Here is a 14,476-nt window from a genome sequence, read left to right on the forward strand (position 1 = left end):
GCGGTCGTGACGGCAGGCATGGCCGGCAGCCTCTAGAATTCGTCGTCCACCCGCAACGGAACCGCCCCATGAGTCTGCCCCTGCACGTCGTGATCCTCGCCGCCGGCGCGGGCAAGCGGATGAAGTCGGCCAAGCCCAAGGTGCTGCAGCCGATCGCCGGCCGGCCGATGCTGGCGCATGTGATCGAGACCGCGCGCCAGCTGCAGCCGGACGCGATCCACATCGTCCATGGCCACGGCGGCGAGGCGGTGCTGGCGGCGTTCGCTGACCAGCCGGACCTGCTGTGGGCCGAGCAGGCGCAACAGCTGGGCACCGGCCACGCGGTGCAGCAGGCGATGGCGGCCGTACCCGACGCGGCCACCGTGCTGGTGCTGTACGGCGACGTGCCGCTGATCCGCGCCGAGACCCTGACCCGCCTGCTGCATGCGCCCGGCCGCGTCGCGGTGCTGGTGGCCGAGCCGGAGGATCCCACCGGCTACGGCCGCATCGTGCGCGACGCCGCCGGCAAGGTCGCGGCGATCGTCGAGCAGAAGGACGCCGACGACGAGCAGCGGCGCATCCGCACCATCAACACCGGCATCGTCACCGCCGAGTCCACCGCGCTGAAGCGCTGGCTGGCGCAGTTGCGCAACGACAACGCGCAGGGCGAGTACTACCTGACCGACGTGTTCGCCGCCGCCGCCGCCGAGTTCACCCCGGCCGAGATGGTGCTGGTGGCCGACCCGATCGAGGCCGAGGGCGCCAACGATCCGTGGCAGCTGGCGCAACTGGAACGTGCCTGGCAGTTGCGCGCGGCGCGTGCGTTGTGCGAGCAGGGCGTGCAACTGATCGACCCAAACCGCCTGGACCAGCGCGGCCGCGTGCGCGCCGGCCACGACGTGCGCATCGACGCCAACGTGATCCTGGAAGGCGAGGTGGAACTGGGCGACGGCGTCAGCATCGGCCCGTTCGTGCGCTTGAAGGACGTGGTGCTGGGGCCGGGCACCGAGGTGCGTGCGCATTGCGATCTGGAAGGCGTGGTCGCCGAGGGCGCGGTGCAGATCGGCCCGTTCGCGCGGCTGCGCCCGGGCACGGTGCTGGCCGACGGCGTGCACATCGGCAACTTCGTCGAGACCAAGAAGGCGGTGCTCGGCGTCGGCAGCAAGGCCAATCACCTGACCTACCTCGGCGACGCGACCATCGGCAGCGGCGTCAACGTCGGTGCCGGGGTGATCACCTGCAACTACGACGGCGTCAACAAGTCGCAGACGGTGATCGGCGATGGCGTGTTCGTCGGCTCCAACAGCGCGCTGGTGGCGCCGCTGGAGATCGGCGACGGCGCCACCATCGGCGCCGGCTCGGTGATCACCCGCAGCGCGCCGGCCGGCAAGCTGAGCGTGGCACGGGTGCGGCAGGAAACCGTCGAAGGCTGGAAACGCCCGGGCAAGCGCGACTGAGGCATGGCCGGGCGCATTCGTCTGGCGCACGCGAAGGAGTTGGCGCGGTTGCAGGAGATCGAACGGCGCGCCGGCGCCCTGCTGCAAGGGCATCCGGCGCAGGCCGTGTTCGCGGCGCACGCGTTGGAGACGCACGCCCTGCGTGCCGGATTGGCGCGCGAGCAGTTATGGGTGGCGCTGGACGAGGACGAACGTTGCGTCGGCTATCTGCTCGGCGGGTGCCTGGACGGCGGCTTCCACGTCCAGCAGATGGACGTGGATCCCGATGCCGGGCGCCGCGGCCACGGCCGTGCCCTGCTGCGGTATGCGCGCGCCGCCGCGGCAGCTGCTGGTTTTCAATGCATGCTGCTGACCACCTTGCGCGACGTGCCGTGGAATGCGCCGCTCTACGCCAGCGAAGGCTTCGTCGAGATGCCGCCTACGCAGTGGGGACCACAGTTGCGCGCGACCTGGCGACAGGAAGCCGCACTCGGTTTCCCGATGCACCTGCGGGTGGCGATGCGTTGTCCGCTGCCGTCGCGCTGAGCCTCGCGGCCGGCTCGTCGATGCTGCCGGGGTAGCGCTGATAATGTATACAGATGGAAGCGCGGCAATGATGCCGCGACGGTCCAATCCAGGGGGGATCATGAAGCGACTTGTCGTGGCGTCAGTGCTGACGCTGCTGAGTTTTCAGGCGCCGGCGTTTGAGCGCGTGCATGCAAAGGTCAGCAAGTTATATTCGGAATCCAATCGATTCACCCTCGTCGTCGCCGATAGCGACATTCCGCAGCAATGCGGCGGTGTGTTCTATGAGGTCTACCGCGACGAAGCGACGCCCCACTTCAAGGAACTGTATTCGCTCGCCCTGGCTGCGTTCACCAGCAAGGCCAATGTCGAGATCGTGGTCAAGGGCTGCGCCGACGTCGATCGCGCCGTGATCGACCACATGGCGATCTACTGAGCCACTGCGCCCGACGTGTCCTGGGTGCGCGCCGCTGAACCGCAGCGCTTTTGCTTGAGCGGAACGTAGCGCGACGGTCACGGCTTGGCTAGGTGCGCTCATGCTCTTCGGGTCCCGGGTCCCGGGTCCCGGCGCTCAATCCCCAATCCCCAATCCCGAAAAAAATCAGCCCCGCTCCCCCTGTGGCAACTGCACCGTCACGCACAGTCCGCCTTCGTCGCGGTTGTGCAGCGACAGGCGGCCGCCGTGGGCTTCGACGATCTCGCGGGTCAGGGCCAGGCCCAGGCCGGTGCCGTTGCGCTTGGTCGAGTAGAACGGCATCAACGCGTTGTGCAGCACCGCCTCGTTCATGCCGCTGCCGCGGTCCAGCACTTCCAGGCGCAGCCAGTCCGGGCGGGTAGACACGCGCACGCGCACGCCATCGGCCGGCGTCTGCCCCTCGGGCAGGGATTCGTGGGCGTTCTTGACCAGGTTGAGCAGGGCCTGCTGCAGTTGCGCCGGATCGACCCGGCTGTGCAGGTCCGGCGACTCCAGGTCCAGCGCGAACGGAATCTGCTGCTGCAGCCCGGCCAGGAACTGCGCCCAGTGCACCGTCTGCAGCTGCGGCTGCGGCAGCTTGGCGAAGCGCGCATAGCCGCGGATGAAGCCTTCCAGGTGCCGCGCGCGTTCCTCGATGGTGCCGAACACCTCTTCCAGCCGCTCCACCTTCTGCCGCCGCACCAGCTCGGCGCCGGAGTGCGCCAGCGAGGCGATCGGCGCCAGCGAGTTGTTGAGCTCGTGGCTGATCACCCGGATCACCTTCTTCCAGGTGTGCACTTCCTGGCGGCGCAGTTCGGCGGTGAGCAGGCGGATCAACAGCAGTTCGTGCGGGCGGCCGTTGAGATGGAAGCGGCGCTGCGACAGGTGGTAGATCTGCTCCTCCTCCGGATCCTCGTCGCTGCCTTCGATGGCGAACAGGCTGTCGCCACCGCGCGAGATCGCCTCGCGCAGCGGCGCCGGCACGCCCAGCAGCAGGTCGTCCAGGCGCTGTCCTTCAAGCTTCCAGCCGCTGTGCAGCAGCTTGCGTGCGGCCAGGTTGGAGAACACCACGCGGCGCAGGCCGTCGCCGCCTTTGGAGGTGAGCAGCATCGCCACCGGGGTGTTCTGCACCATGGTGTCGAGCATCAGTTCGCGCTGCGCCAGGCCCTGGCGCTGTTCGCGCAGGATCTCGCCCAGTTGCGCGTGCGCGGCGACCATCTCGCCCAGTTCGTCGTCGCCGCGCCAGTGCACGCCGAAGTTGTATTCGCCGTCGCGGTAGCTGCTGACCGTGCCGGCGAGGGCGCGGAACAGCGAGCGCATCGGCGCGGTAGCGCGGCGCAGGGTCCACCACATCAGCAGCAGCAGGGCCAGCGCCGAGGCGGTCACCACTTCCCAGCCGCGGTCCATCCAGTAGGCCAGCAGCCACGGCAGGGCGGCGGCCAGCGCCAGCACCGGCAGCAGGCGCAGGAACAGCATGACGGTGAAGGAGCGGCGCAGTTTCATTCGCGCGGGATGCCGTAGCGGTCCATGCGCCGGTACAGCGCCTGCCGGCTCATGCCCAGTTCGGCGGCGGCCTGGGCGATGACGCCGTGCGCACGGCTCAGCTCGGCCACGATGCGCTCGCGGTCGGGTTCGGCAGCGGCGGCCGTGCGCGGCGCGGCGGGCTTGGGCAGGTTGAGGTCGGCGGACTCGATCTGCGCACCGCCGGCCAGCAGTTCGGCGCGCTGCACCACGTTGCGCAGTTCGCGCACGTTGCCGGGCCAGGCGTGGCGCTGCAGCGCCTGGCAGGCGCCGGCCGACAGCGGCTTGTCGCCGGAGAGGAAGTGTTCGGCCAGCGGCACGATGTCGCCGGGGCGCTCGGCCAGCGCCGGCAGCGACAGTTCCACCGCGTTGAGCCGGTAGTACAGGTCCTCGCGGAAGCTGCCGTCGCGGATCATCGCGGTCAGGTCGGCATTGGTGGCGCTGATCACCCGCACCTTGACCTGCCGCTCGCGGTTGGAGCCGAGCCGCTCGAACCGGCCGGTCTCCAGCACCCGCAGCAGCTTCATCTGCCCGGCCAGCGACAGGTTGCCGATCTCGTCCAGGAACAGCGTGCCGCCGTCGGCGGCCTCGAACTTGCCCTCGCGCACCTTGTTGGCGCCGGTGTAGGCGCCGGCCTCGGCGCCGAACAGTTCGGCCTCGATCAGTTCGGCCGGGATCGCGCCGCAGTTCAGCGCCACGAACGGGCCGCGCCGCACCGAGGAGTTGGCCTGGATGATCTGCGCGATCTTCTCCTTGCCGCTGCCGTTGGGGCCGGTGATCAGCACCGGCAGTTCCGAGCGCGCGACCTGGCAGGCCAGGGCGATGGCGCGCTCGCTGGCGGGGTCGGCGAACACCGCACCGCACAGGTCGTAGCGCTGCGCCAATTGCTGGCGATGGCGGCGCTCGCCGTCGCGGCGGCGTTCCAGTTCGCGGCGGGTCTCCGACAGCTCCAGCAGGTTGTTGACCGTGGTCAGCAGCTTGCGGTCGTCCCAGGGCTTGGCCAGGTAGTCGGCGGCGCCGGCCTTGACCAGCTCCACCGCACTGCTGAGCTGGGTCCAGGCGGTCAGCAGGATCACCGGCAGGTCCGGATGGCGCGTGCGGATCGCCTCGAACAGGGCCACGCCTTCCTCGCCGGAGGTGGTGTCGGCGGTGAAGTTCATGTCCTGCAGGACCAGGTCGATGTCGCCCTCGCTCAGCCGCTGCAGGCCGGCCTGCGGGCTGTCGGCATGGACGGTGTCGATGTCGTGCAGGGAGAACAGCACTTCCAGCGCGGTGGCGACCGCGGGGTTGTCGTCGATGATCAGCAGGCAGGGCATCGTGCACCTTGGGCGCGGCGGGACACGCCGGCGGAGAAAAACGGACCAGGCGGCATCATCGCAGCCCGCGCGCGGCTTGTCGTGCCTGCGTGCATCGGCGGCTCAGACACTGCGCGTGGCCACCGCCGGCGGCACCGCCGCGGCGCGGCGTGCGGGCGGCAGCACCGCGAGCTGGCCGAGCAGCCACAGCACCACCGCGCCGACCGGCAGGTACCACAGCGGCAGCCGCGGCAGTTCGTAGGCGCTCATCAGGTACAGGTTGGCGGCGTAGGCCAGCAGCATGCCGAGCACGATGCCGGTACTGGCGAGCAGGAAATTCTCCAACTGGAAATGCCGCAGGATCTGCGTGCAGGTGGCACCGAGCGCGCGGCGGATGCCGATCTGCTTGGTGCGCTGCTGCACCCAGAAACTGGTCAGGCCGACGATGCCCAGTGCGGTGACCAGCAGCAGCGCCACGCTCACGCCGACCAGCAGCCAGGCCATCGCCTGGTCGTCGCGGTAATAGGCCGCGCGTGCCTGCTGCAAGGTCCGGGCGCCGTTCACCATGCGCCGTGGACCGTTTTGCGACAGCGTCGCCTTGGCTTGCCGCAACACTGCCTCGCGCTGCGCCGGATCGCGCACGCGCAGCAGGTAGGTGCCGCGATCGTAGGGAACGTTCACCGGGAACAGCATCGTGTCCTCGTACTGGCCGACGTTCCCTCCTTCGCGGGGTTGCACCAGGCGTTGCACCACGCCGACGATGCGGTGTTCGCCGTAGACGTAGATGGTGCGGCCCACCGCGTTCTGGCCGGGGAACAGGCGTTGCGCCAGCGACTGGCTGAGGATGACCGAGGGCGGGATGCGCTTGGCCACCGGATCGCGCAGTTGCGCGTCGTCGATGAACTCGTCGTCCGCGAAGCGGCGCCCTGCGACCAGATGCAGCCCCAGGGTATCGAGCAGCCGCGCGTCGCCGAAGTACTGCACCGCGTGCAAGGTGCTGCGTTCCTGGTCCGGGCGCAGCGACACGCCGCTGTAGCCGAGCGAATCGCCGAACAGCGGCTGGTTGATGATGCTGGCCTCGCGCACACCCGGAATGCGTCGCAGCGCGTCCAGGTCGGCGCGGGTCTGCGCGGCGCCATTGCCGTCGCTGACCACGCTGCGGCTGCGCAGTTGCACCAGTTCCTGCTCGGCAGCACCGCTGGGCCGCTGCATGCGCTCGAGCCGCTGATCGATCAGGAACAGCGCGTTGCAGACGACGGCGCAACTGAAGGCGATCTCCAGCACGATCAGGCCGGCGGCGACGCGGTGCTTGCGCAGACTGGAGAGGATGGGATGGAGGGACACGGTGGGAGTTCCTGGCGGAGAGGGCGCGCGCGGCGCGTCATTGCGACTTGAGCTGCAGGGCGGTGGACACGCGCATCGCCTGCCAGGCCGGCAGCAGGCCGGCGAGCAGCGCGCTGCCCAGGCTCATCGCCAGGGCGAGCAGCAACATGCGGCTGTCCAGGTGCGCCAGCGCGGCGTAGTCGGCCGGCTGCTGCCGTACCAGCCAGGTGCCGATCCAGGCCAGCAGCAGGCCGCCGGCACCGCCGGCCAGGCCGATCGCCGCCGCTTCGATCAGATGCTGGGCGAAGATCGTCCACCGCGAGGCGCCGAGCGCGCGGCGCACGCCGATCTCGCCGCTGTGGCGCAGGAACTTGGCCAGCATCAGCCCGGCGGTGTTGAGCAGGCAGATGCCCAGGAACGCCAGTGCCAGCCCCACCTGCAGACGCACGTCGGAGGGCACGGCGTGGTTGCGGTCCAGCCAGGTCATCACGTCGCTGAGGCGGATGTCCGGCGGATGGCGGAAGCGTCCCGCGTCGCGCTGCTGCCGCGCATAGGCCTGCAGCGCGTCCAGGTACGCGGCGCGCTTGCCGGGGCTGTCCAGTTCCACCCAGTACTGGATCCAGGCGCAGGGGGCGTTCGCGCTGGTCCTGTTGCCCGCATGGTCGCCCCAGCAGGACATCGAGCCGCTGACATCCAGGTCCAGGTCGCGCGCGGTGGAGAACGGCACGAACACGTCCTCGCTGTCGCCATACTCGGTGTTGGTCAGGTCGTAGAAGCGCGGGTTCATGTCCCAGGCGTCGATCACCCCGACCACCCGCAGCACGGCACCGCCGAGCTGGAGCTGGCGGCCGACACTGTTGGCGTCGCCGAACAGTTGGGTATTGAGCCGCCGCGAAATCACCGCGACACGCGCGCGCCGGACATCGTCGTCCGCGGTCCAGGCGTGGCCGTAGCGCATAGGCACGGCGAACATCGGGAAGAAGTCGGCGCTGGTGTAGCGCGCTTCGGCGCCGAACGGGGTCAGTTGCGGCTGCGCCGGCACCACCGTCACGCTGCCGGCCGACATCATCGCCTGGCGGTCGCCGCGCCGGTCGCGCAGCAGCGCCTCGGCATCGCGGCGGGTCAGTTGCTGCGGGTCGGTGTCGTTCGGATCGTAACGGTCGTCCGGTTCGACGTTGAGTTCGACGTTGAACAGCTGCCCGCTCTTGCCGGGAATGGGATCGGCCGCCAGCACGTGGAACACGGTCAGCGTGGTCATCGATGCGCCAATGCCGACCGCGATCGCCAGCACCATCAGGGCGGTCAGCAGGCGGTTGCGACCGAAGCTGTGCAGCGCCAGTTTGCAGTAGTAGCCGAACATCGTGGCGTCCTGGAGAAGGGGGCGGTGGCGGGCGATGGAAGGACGGGATCAGAGGCTGCGGGTGGCCACGGCCGGCGGCACCGCCGCCGCGCGCCGCGCCGGCGCGAGCACCGCGCACTGGCCGAGCAGCCACAGCGTCGCCGCGCCGAGCGGCAGGTAGGACAGCGGCAGCCGCGGCAGTTCGTACCGGCCCATCAGCCACTGGTTGATCGCGTACGCCAGCAGCATGCCCAGCGCGATGCCGGCGCTGGTCAGCAGGAAATTCTCGGCCTGGAAGTCGCGCAGGATCTGGCTGCGGGTGGCGCCAAGGGCGCGGCGGATGCCGATCTGCCGGGTGCGCTGCTGCACCCAGAAACTGGCCAGGCCGACGATGCCCAGCGCGGTGACCACCAGCAGCGCCACGCACACCGCGCCGAGCAGCCACACCATGGTGCGGTCGCCCTGGAAGTAGGCGTCGCGGATCTCGCTGTAGGTCTGCTGATCGAGCACCAGCCGGCTGCTGTCCACCTGCATCAGCGCCGCGGTCGCCGCGGCGAGCACGGTCTGGCGTTGCGCCGGGTCGCGCACGCGCAGCACGTACAGCCCGTCGGTGTAGGGCATGCGCAGCGGAATCAGCAATGCGTAGGGCGCCTGCGCCGGGCCGACCAGGTCCGGGTTGGGGCGGGCCAGGGCGTCGACGATGCCGACCACCTGCGCCGGCACGGTGCCGCGGTAGACGGTCCTGCCCAGTGCGTTCTGTCCGGGGAACATCTTCTCCGCCGCCGCCCGGTTGAGGATGACCGCGCCGCCGGCGTTGCGCAGGCGCTCGTCGTTGCGCAGGGCGTCCAGGTCCAGGTATTCGTCGGCGCGGAAATCGCGCCCGGCGATCAGGCGCAGGCCCAGCGTGCGCAGCGTGGCGTCCTCGGCCTTGTACTGCGCGGCATTGAGCGTGGGCCATTCCTGGTCGGGGGTCAGATTCAGGCCGACGTTCCAGGCGGCGTCCCCGAACGGCATCTGGTTGACGACGGTGGCGTTGCGCACGCCGGGCAGCGCGCGCAACGCAGCCAGGTCTTCGCGGGTGCGTGCCGCCGCGTCGACCTGCCGGCCGATGCCGCCGAGGGCGATCGTCACCAGTTCCGCTTCGGCGACGCCGCTGGCGCTGCGCAGGGTCGCGATGCGGTTGCCGATCAGGAACAGCGCGTTGCAGACGATCGCGCAGGCCAGCGCGATCTCCAGCACGATCAGCGTCGCCGCGGTGCGGTGCCGGGACAGCGTCGAGAGCATCGGACCCAGTGCCATGGCGGCGACGTTCAACGGCCGCGCCGCACCGGCGCCGCCAGGCCGATCGGGCACGGCTGCGGCCACGCAGGCGCGTGGCGCAGGAGACCGGAGGACGGCAGTGGGCGATGGTTGCGGGGCATGGCGCGCTCGATGAAAAAAGGCCGGCCGGAGCCGGCCAAGGGGATGGATCAGGTGCTGCGGGTGGCGACGGCCGGCGGCACGTCGGCGGCGCGGCGCGCCGGCGCGAACACCGCCAGCTGGCCGAGCAGCCACAGCGCCACCGCGCCGATCGGCAGGTAGGACAGCGGCAGCCGCGGCAGTTCATACTTGCCCATCAGCCACTGGTTGATGGCGTAGGCCAGTAGCATGCCGAGCACGATGCCGGTGCTGGCCAGCAGGAAGTTCTCGGTCTGGAAGTAGCGCAGGATCTGCCCGCGGGTGGCGCCGAGCGCGCGGCGGATGCCGATCTGCTTGGTGCGCTGCTGCACCCAGAAGCTGGCCAGGCCGACGATGCCCAGCGCGGTGACCACCAGCAGCGCCACGCACACCGCACCGAGCAGCCACACCATCGCGCGGTCGCCCTGGAAGTAGGCGTCGCGGATCTCGCTGTAGGTCTGCTGCTTGAGCACCAGCCGGCTGCTGTCGACCTTCATCAAGGCCGCGGTCGCCGCGTTCAGCACTTCCTGGCGCCGCGCCGGGTCGGTGACGCGCAGCACGTACAGGCCGTCGGTGTAGCTCAGGCGAAACGGCAGCAGCATCGCGTAGTCGATCTCGGCCAGGCCGCTGGCGGCGGTGGGCCGTGCCAGGGTCTCGACGATGCCGACCACGCGGGCGCCCACCGGCCCGGTGTACACGGTCTTGCCCAGCGCGTTCTGCCCCGGGAACATCTTTTCCGCGGTGGCGCGGTTGAGGATGATGGCGGTGCCTTTCTCCTGGATCCGCTTGTCGGTCTGCGCCGCTTCCAGATCCATGTACTCGTCGGGCGCGAAATCGCGACCGGCCACCAGCTTCAGGCCCAGGGTCTTCAGCGTGCCCTCCTCGGCCATGTACTGCGCCGCGTTCAGCGTGGGCCGTTCCTGGTCCGGGGTCAGCGACAGGCTGGTGTTCCAGGAGTAGTGCACGAACGGCACCTGGTTGAGCACGGTGGCGTTGCGCACCCCGGGCACCGCGCGCAACGCGGCCAGGTCCTCGCGGGTGCGCGCAGCGGCGTTGACCTGCTGGCCGATGCCGCCCAGCGAGATCGTCACCAGTTCCGACTCGGCGATGCCGCTGGGCCGGTGCAGGGTCTCGATGCGGTTGCCGATCAGGAACAGCGCGTTGCACACGATCGCGCAGGCCAGGGCGATCTCCAGCACGATCAGCGCGGCGGCGGTCTTGTGCCGGCGCAAGGTGGACAGGATGGGGCGGATATCCATGGCGATGACCTTGTGAGAATGCGTGGAAGGCGCAGGGCGCGCAGGATCAGGACTTGAGCTGCAGGGCGGGGGCCACCTGGATGGCGCGCCACGACGGCAGCAGGCCGGCGAGCAGGCTGGCGCCCACCGCCATGGCGAAGGTCAGCGCCAGCATGCTCGGATCCAGATGCGCCAGCTTGGCGTAGCTGGCCGGCTGCTGGCGCACGGCCCACAGACCGAGCGTGGCCAGTCCCAGGCCGGCCACGCCGCCGGCCAGGCCGATGGCGCCGGCCTCCACCAGGCATTGCGCGAAGATCGCCCCGCGCGAGGCGCCGAGCGCGCGACGCACGCCGATCTCGCCGCTGCGGCGCAGGAACTTGGCCAGCAGCAGGCCGACGGTGTTGAGCAGGCACACCAGCAGGAAGCCCATCGCCAGCCACAGCTGCAGGCGCACGTCGCCGGGCACCACTTCGTTGTGGTCCAGCCACTGCATGACGTTGCGCAGGCGCACGTTGTTGGGGCGCTGGAAGCGGCCGGCGGCGCGTTGCTGGGCCGAATAGTTCTCCAGGTAGGCCTTGTAGTCGGCGGCCTGCGCCGGGCTTTCCAGTTCCACCCAGTACTGCACCCAGGTGCAGGGCGCATTGAGCGCGGTCTGGTCGCCGTTGCTGTCGCCGAAGCAGTTCATGCTGCCGTTGCGGTCCATCTTCAGGTCCATCGCCACCGAGAACGGCAGGTAGGCCTGTTCGTCCGATCCATAGGTGTTGGTGAGGTCGTAGAAGCGCGGCTTGGCCTCCCAGGCGTCGAGCACACCGACGATGCGGAAGGTGTTCTGGTCCATGCGCAGTTCGCGGCCGACGCTGTCGGCGCCGTCGAACAGCTTCTCGTTGAGCTTCCGACTGATGACCACCACGCGGTCGTGGCGCTCGTCTTCGGTGCCGGTCCAGCCGTGGCCATACAGGAACGGCGTGTCGAACATCGGGAAGAAGTCCGCGGAGGTGAAGCGCACTTCCGACTTGAACGGTTTCAGGCCGCTCTTGGTCGGTTCGATCGCCACGCTGCCACCGGTCATCAGCGCCTGGCGCTTGGCGCGCTTCTCGCGCAGCAGGGCCTCGGCATCGAACCGGGTGTTCTGCGAATCTGGTTCCTCGCCCGGCTGGTAGCCGGACTTGGGCTGCGCATCCACCTGCACGTAGAACAGGCGGTCGCTCTTCTGCGGGATCGGGTCGCCGGAGAGCACGTAGAACACGGTCAGCGTGGTCATGCTGGCGCCGATCCCCAGGGCGATGGCCAGCACCATCAGTGCGGTGAGGACCTTGTTGCGGCGGAAGCTGCGCAAGGCGAGGCGGACGTAGTAGCCGAACATGGGAACTCCGGGGTCAGGCGCTGCGGGTGGCGGTGGCGGGCGGGACGGCGGCGGCGCGCAAGGCGGGGCCGAGCACGGCGCACTGGCCGAGCAGCCACACCGCGACGATGCCGGTCAGGACGGTGGGCGAGGACAGCCGCTCCAGTTCGAAGCGCTGCATCAACCACTGGTTCATGACGTAGGCGAGCACGGCGCCGAGCAACGCGCCGCCACCGACGATCAGCAGGTTTTCCAATTGGAAGTAGCGCAGGATGTCGCCGCGGGTGGCGCCGAGCGCGCGGCGGATGCCGATCTGCCGGGTGCGCTGCTGCACCCAGAAGCTGGCCAGCCCGCCGATGCCCAGCGCGGTGACGGTGAGCAGGATCAGGATGATCGCCAGCAGCATCCGCGCCACCGCGCTGTCGCTCTTGAAGTACTCGGTCCGCAGTTCCTGCATGGTGGCCACGCGCTGCTGCACGTAGGTGGGGTTGGCGCGCTGCATCGCCGCCGCCGCGCGCGGCAGCACCTGCGCCAGTTGCCCGGGCGTGCTGCGGATCAGGTAGCCGCCGCCCCAGCCTTCGCTGCCGATGCGGATCTCGGTGAGCAGTGCATCGGCATCGTCGTCGTGGCCGGTGATGTCGCCGCGCACCGGCGCCATCACCCCGACGATGTCCAGGCGCACCGGCTGGTTGAAGGTGCTGGTGTAGAGGGTGCGCCCCAGCGGCGACGTGCCGGGGAACAGTTTGGCCGCCAGCGAGGGCGTGATCAGGGCCGGCAGGCGCCGCTCGATCTCCGGTGGTGCACCGAACAGGTCCGAGGCGCCGGTCAGTTCCGCGTCGCGCAGGTCGCGACCGGCGACGATGCGGATGCCCAGCGTGCGGTTCAGGCCCTGGCTGCCGAGGAATAGGCGCGCACGGGCGACCGCTTGCGTGGCCTGCGGCTGCAGGAACAATTGCGCCTGCGTCGGGCCCCACAGCGGCGGCGTGCCGAACGCCGCCGCTTCGACGCCGGGCACCGCCTGCAGGATGTCCAGGCTGCGGCCGACGCTGCTGACGCTGCCCGGCTCGCCGACCACGCTGATGCTCTGGATCAGGCCGATGTCCTGTTCCATCACTCCGGTCGGGGTCTGCACGCGCTGGTAGGTGCGGGCGATGATGAACACCAGGTTGCACAGCACCGCCAGGGTCAGGGCGATCTGCAGGGCCATCAGCACCACCGCGGCGCGATGGCTGCCCAATGCGGACAGGATGGGACGCACGGGAGGCAGCGGGGTCATAGCGATTTCACCTGCAGGGCGGGGGCGATGCGCGAGGCGCGCCAGGCCGGCCACAGGCCGGCGGCCAGCGCCGAGAGCGTGGCCACGGCCAGGGCGATGCCGAGGATCGCGGGATCGGCATGCGCCTGCTGCGCGTACGCCACCGGTTGCTGGCGCACCAGCCACAGGCCGACCCAGGTCAGCGGGATGCCGAGCAGGCCGCCCAGGCAGCCGATCAGCGCCGATTCGGCCAGGCACTGCGCGAACACCGCGCGGCGGCTGGCGCCGAGCGCGCGGCGCACGCCGATCTCGCCGGCCTTGCGCATGAACTTGGCGACCAGCAGGCCGACCGCATTGAGCAGGCATACCAGCAGCACACCGAAGGCGATCCAGGTCTGCATGCGCACCGTGGCCGGCACCACTCTTTTGTAGTCCAGCCAGTCGACCAGGCCGCGCAGGCGGGTGTTGGGGGCGCGTTCGAAGCGGCCGAGCTGGCGCTGCTGCGCGCTGTAGGCATCCAGCGCCGCGCGATAGCGCCGCGCCTGCTCCGGCGTGTCCAGCCGTGCCCAGTACTGCACCCAGGTGCATTGCGCGGCCTTGGGATCGTGCAGGCCGGCCTCGCCGTCCTTGCCCCAGCACTGCATCGGCCCGTAGCCATAGTCCTGCGGCAGGTCCAGCCAGGTCTCGAACGGCATGTACAGCGCTTCCGGCGGCGTGTACGCACCGGAGTTGAGGTCGTAGAAGCGCGGTTGCGCATCCCACGCGTCGATCACCCCGATCACCCGGAACGGGCGGGTGGCGATGGTGAGGGTCTTGCCGACGCTGTCGGCGCCGCCGAACAACGCGTCGTTGAGCTTGCGGCTCAGCACCACCACCGGCGCGCGCTGGGTATCGTCGCGATGGCTCCAGCCGCTGCCGTAGAGGAAGCGCATGCCGAACATGCCGAACAGGTCGGCGGTGGCGGCGCGGGTGGTGAGCATGCGCAAGGGGCTGTTGGGCACGGTCTGGCGCACCGGCAGCCAGTTCGCGCTGGTCATGGTCTGCGCCGGCGCCGCCTGCGCCCGGTACAGCGCGGTCGCGTCCTGCCAGGTCAGTTCGTCCGGCGGCTCGGGGTCGGCGCTGGGCAGGTTGCGCGGACGCGGATCCAGCTGCGGATGGAACAGCGTGGCGCTGCGCCCGGGCAGCGGGTCGCCGGAGAGCGTGTGTAGCACGGTCAGCATGGTCATCGACGCGCCGATGCCCAGCGCCACGGCCAGCACCATTAGTCCTGTGAGGATGCGGTTGCGACCGAAGCTGCGCAGCGCCAGGCGGAGGTAGTAGGCGAACATGCGG

12 protein-coding genes are annotated in these 14,476 nt (G+C 70.0%); 3 read left to right on the forward strand and 9 right to left on the reverse strand.

All coding sequences use genetic code 11. The features are described from left to right. Nucleotides 1–68 precede the first annotated feature (68 nt). The 3 genes from glmU to ACHWVH_RS03740 all read left to right on the forward strand — a co-directional run bounded on the left by glmU (nucleotide 69) and on the right by ACHWVH_RS03740 (nucleotide 2,376). On the forward strand, nucleotides 69–1,436 hold the full coding sequence (glmU, locus tag ACHWVH_RS03730) for a bifunctional UDP-N-acetylglucosamine diphosphorylase/glucosamine-1-phosphate N-acetyltransferase GlmU (protein ID WP_017913608.1): 1,368 nt from the start codon (nucleotides 69–71) through the stop codon (nucleotides 1,434–1,436). 3 nt (nucleotides 1,437–1,439) lie between these two features. Continuing rightward, on the forward strand, nucleotides 1,440–1,961 hold the full coding sequence (locus tag ACHWVH_RS03735) for a GNAT family N-acetyltransferase (protein WP_394686691.1): 522 nt from the start codon (nucleotides 1,440–1,442) through the stop codon (nucleotides 1,959–1,961). Between the two features lie 100 nt (nucleotides 1,962–2,061). After that, a complete protein-coding gene (locus ACHWVH_RS03740) occupies nucleotides 2,062–2,376 on the forward strand; it encodes a hypothetical protein (RefSeq protein ID WP_153752204.1) in 315 nt (104 codons plus the stop codon). Nucleotides 2,377–2,541: 165 nt separating this feature from the next. Here ACHWVH_RS03740 and ACHWVH_RS03745 read toward each other — a convergent pair whose 3' ends face one another. From ACHWVH_RS03745 to ACHWVH_RS03785, 9 genes are all read right to left on the reverse strand, one after another. Continuing rightward, complete coding sequence (locus ACHWVH_RS03745; RefSeq protein WP_017916671.1) at nucleotides 2,542–3,897, reverse strand: PAS domain-containing sensor histidine kinase; 1,356 nt, start codon at nucleotides 3,895–3,897, stop codon at nucleotides 2,542–2,544. Continuing rightward, complete coding sequence (locus tag ACHWVH_RS03750) at nucleotides 3,894–5,231, reverse strand: sigma-54 dependent transcriptional regulator (protein WP_267102374.1); 1,338 nt, start codon at nucleotides 5,229–5,231, stop codon at nucleotides 3,894–3,896. Before ACHWVH_RS03750 ends, ACHWVH_RS03745 begins: the two co-directional genes overlap by 4 nt. Nucleotides 5,232–5,333: 102 nt before the next feature. Further along, complete coding sequence (locus ACHWVH_RS03755) at nucleotides 5,334–6,554, reverse strand: ABC transporter permease (protein WP_394686692.1); 1,221 nt, start codon at nucleotides 6,552–6,554, stop codon at nucleotides 5,334–5,336. A 37-nt stretch (nucleotides 6,555–6,591) separates the two neighbouring features. Continuing rightward, nucleotides 6,592–7,893 (reverse strand): ABC transporter permease, encoded by a 1,302-nt coding sequence (locus ACHWVH_RS03760; RefSeq protein WP_394686693.1) that lies wholly within the window; start codon nucleotides 7,891–7,893, stop codon nucleotides 6,592–6,594. A 48-nt stretch (nucleotides 7,894–7,941) separates the two neighbouring features. Then, on the reverse strand, nucleotides 7,942–9,171 hold the full coding sequence (locus ACHWVH_RS03765; protein ID WP_394686694.1) for an ABC transporter permease: 1,230 nt from the start codon (nucleotides 9,169–9,171) through the stop codon (nucleotides 7,942–7,944). A 170-nt stretch (nucleotides 9,172–9,341) separates the two neighbouring features. Further along, the gene (locus tag ACHWVH_RS03770; protein WP_148829598.1) at nucleotides 9,342–10,568 is read right to left on the reverse strand and encodes an ABC transporter permease; all 1,227 of its coding nucleotides are present in this window, start codon (nucleotides 10,566–10,568) and stop codon (nucleotides 9,342–9,344) included. 46 nt (nucleotides 10,569–10,614) lie between these two features. Further along, on the reverse strand, nucleotides 10,615–11,910 hold the full coding sequence (locus ACHWVH_RS03775) for an ABC transporter permease (protein ID WP_342074035.1): 1,296 nt from the start codon (nucleotides 11,908–11,910) through the stop codon (nucleotides 10,615–10,617). A gap of 13 nt (nucleotides 11,911–11,923) precedes the next feature. After that, nucleotides 11,924–13,165, reverse strand: a complete 1,242-nt coding sequence (locus tag ACHWVH_RS03780; RefSeq protein WP_394686695.1) for an ABC transporter permease — start codon at nucleotides 13,163–13,165, stop codon at nucleotides 11,924–11,926. Further along, a complete protein-coding gene (locus ACHWVH_RS03785) occupies nucleotides 13,162–14,472 on the reverse strand; it encodes an ABC transporter permease (RefSeq protein WP_394686696.1) in 1,311 nt (436 codons plus the stop codon). Before ACHWVH_RS03785 ends, ACHWVH_RS03780 begins: the two co-directional genes overlap by 4 nt. Nucleotides 14,473–14,476 lie beyond the last annotated feature (4 nt).

It is taken from the genome of uncultured Xanthomonas sp., assembly GCF_964278005.1.
GTDB classification, from domain to species: Bacteria; Pseudomonadota; Gammaproteobacteria; order Xanthomonadales; family Xanthomonadaceae; genus Xanthomonas_A; species Xanthomonas_A sontii.